Origin of the sequence: Psychrobacter sp. AOP5-GZ1-6 (genome assembly GCF_052376345.1) — a bacterium.
Lineage (GTDB): Bacteria > Pseudomonadota > Gammaproteobacteria > Pseudomonadales > Moraxellaceae > Psychrobacter.
Genome location: NZ_JBQSVP010000219.1, coordinates 1 through 2,352 on the forward strand (window position 1 = coordinate 1; position 2,352 = coordinate 2,352).

A 2,352-nucleotide genomic window follows, 5' to 3' on the forward strand; every position below is an offset into this window, starting at 1 on the left:
AATAATAAAGGAGGCGTTAATGATGTACCAAGACCTTAATATGGCAAACTCTATTTTTGATGGATTTAATGACAAACATGGAATAATGATCTGTGGTTATGAGTGGGGCTTTAGCAAAGAAGACCAAAAAGAGTTTGAATTAGGTAATGAGTTAAAACCTAATGAAGGTGTCGAATATACCTTTGCCAATAAAGCACTTTATTGGGGGGGTGTTGCAAATACATGGCCTTATGATAATGCGATTAAAAAATGGTTTGAGCTTTGGGGATATCCTTTAGACTCAGAAGGACTGGGAGGTGATTTTGAAAAATCTATCGTTCAAACTAACTGGGCATACACACAAGGTAACTCATTAAAGGATAGTGACCCAAATAAGTTTTTGCAACCAGAACAGATAGATAACTTTATTCATCATATTGAAGTTCTTAAGCCTAAAATTATTATATTTATGGGTAGTGAGTTAATGAATTATCTTCAAAACTCTGAGGTATTGCCAAAGTTTAAAGCTATTATGGGCGAGATTGTGGAGGATAGAGAAATCATTCAAAAAGAATCTAATCATACTAAGTTTAAAGTTAGTTTTCAGAAGTTCGAGCAATGTCAGGTGATTGGTTTCCCTCATCCTAGTGGTAGTCGTGGTATAGCTCATGAGTATATAAAACTATTTGAGCCTGAAATGAAAAATATACTAGATAGCTATATTAAAGAAAGAGAGTTTAATAAATAACAGAAGTTACGCAGACAACTAAGGGAATTTTTTTAGGTATGCCTATTGTGAACCAATCAGGCGCTCTAACTGGTTCGGTTCCCTAGTGAGGACTTGAATATCAAGCTGTAGGCTAATAGTATCAACGTTTTAACTTGCTGAGATAGCCACAGTGTACTTCATGGTGTACTTATCATACATATTCTAATCATGATCGGTGCACTATAAAGACATCGAATGTATACAACGGGTGTTAGGTTAATTCACTACTTATTTAGGTAAATCAGCTAAATTTTGTGTAAGTATTTAATCTAAACGTCAGTTACACAGAATCTGGGATGGTCTCAAACTTACCCTTAATCAAATTGTTTATTAAAAAGGAACTGGTTATGACAAACTCGAAATTTACTCTTAACAGTGATGCTATAAAAAGTAATATTTCAATAAAAATTATAAGCTTAACATACACCACCCTTTTGGTTGTAGCTATCAGTGGCTGCCAGTCTTCAAAACAGCCTTCGGCTACTCGGACAACAAAAGTCATTCAACCACCCAAGCAAACTTCTACGGTAGTAACCAACCACTCATCATCTAGACATGTTCCACATAACCCATCAACTGTTGCCAAACCCTCATTTACTGAAATACATTTAATCACAGATTCCAATCATCCTCAGTCTGTGCATGGGTTCATACCGCCATCTTCTATCCCTGAATCATGGCGCCTAACCCCTATTACCACTTCTGAAACAGATTCGGCTTATAAAGCAGAATGGAAAAAGTCTGAAATTGGAAGAAAGTGTCCTTTATTGGTCCTTCCCTCTACCGCTAATTCTCATCTCATTGATAGAAATGTGCGGCGTGCCAATTTTTCAGGAGGTTGGGGCGTGGCTTATGATTTACCTGATGTACGTAGTGCCTATGGTGTTGCGCTTTCAGGAATAAGTGACCCTGTAGGTAAAGGCAGTATTTGGAATGACTACCATGTGTACCAAGATGGCACTGAGTTGACTTATGGGCGTGAAGGGGGTGATCCTAACGGAAAATGGTTGGCTTATTTGACGTTAGGCGATAATTATTGCTTCTATAATATTTGGAGTAAACAGAGTAAATCACATTTAGAACAAATTATATCAGATTTACGAGTAGTCAAGCCTTGACCTTTTAGCTCTTTACATCGTTGTGATGTATGCTGGCCACGGAGCCTTTCCTAAAAAGTGTGTAACTGCTTATAATCCACTAACAGGAGAATAAGCAATGACTAACCAATCTGACATCAAGAAACTGGCTGAGCAAATGGCTGGTAGCATGAACAGCTTTGATGATATCAAAGACTTCCAAAAGCAGCTCATGCAATCGTTTATCGATACTGCCTTAGAGGCTGAGATGGAAGACCATCTCGGCTATCCCAAGCATGAAAAGGCGGATAAACCTAATAAGCGTAACGGGCACACTAAAAGAGAGTCCGCAGTGACATAGGCGAGCTTGAGATCTCCACCCCCAGAGACCGCGACAGTAGCTTTGAGCCTGTACTTGTCAGTAAGCATCAAACCCGTATTAGTGGCCTTGATGATAAAATTATATTCTTTTACGCTAAGGGTCAAACCACCACTGAGATCGTAGAGAGCATTAAAGAGCTCTACGAT

General features: G+C 38.4%; 2 protein-coding genes and 1 pseudogene. All 3 read left to right on the plus strand.

What is annotated here, in order from left to right:
- On the plus strand, nt 1-727 hold a 727-nt coding region (locus ACT3RN_RS15175), incomplete at its 5' end, for a hypothetical protein (protein ID WP_444518789.1).
- A 368-nt stretch (nt 728-1,095) separates the two neighbouring features.
- Complete coding sequence (locus ACT3RN_RS15180) at nt 1,096-1,866, plus strand: hypothetical protein (protein WP_144296420.1); 771 nt, start codon at nt 1,096-1,098, stop codon at nt 1,864-1,866.
- Between the two features lie 97 nt (nt 1,867-1,963).
- Nucleotides 1,964-2,352 (plus strand): annotated as a pseudogene (locus ACT3RN_RS15185) (transposase); the annotation flags it as partial.